Source organism: Neisseria sp. P0021.S005 (assembly GCF_051956955.1).
On the sequence record NZ_JBQCWY010000987.1, the window covers coordinates 1 to 437 of the forward strand.

Annotated in this window: 1 protein-coding gene; it reads right to left on the reverse strand. The window is 45.1% G+C overall.

The features are described 5' to 3' along the window. Positions 1–437, reverse strand: a 437-nt coding sequence (locus ACTHUE_RS20515) for a hypothetical protein (RefSeq protein ID WP_440424331.1), incomplete at both ends; no start/stop codon positions are given.

Below are 437 nucleotides of genomic sequence, written 5' to 3' on the forward strand. Positions count from 1 at the left end.
CCGCTGTATTAAGATTTTGAATTGCTGTATTTAAATCAGTTAAATTAGTTGACAGGGTTGACAACTGTGCTTGCTGTTCTTCAGATAAACTTGTTGCTGTAGCCATTTGACTGAGCGCTGTCGACAACGAATCTGCACCTGTAACTAAGGTATTCATGGCCTCTGCTCCTGATACAAATTGACCTGCAGCAGAATTAACAGCCTCAGAGTTCGCGTTTAACTGTGACAAAGCACCTGACAAAGTTGACACACCTGAAGTATAGGCAGATGCGCCTGAACTCAAGGTATCAACACCTGTAGCCAATGTTTGTGTAGATCCAGCAAGAGTTCCTAAGCCATTTGATAAGGTCTGACTCCCTGACTGAAGTGCGCCTGCACCTGCATATAATTGACTAGCCCCACTCGCTGCAGTTCCCATACCACCCTGAAGTTGAGAC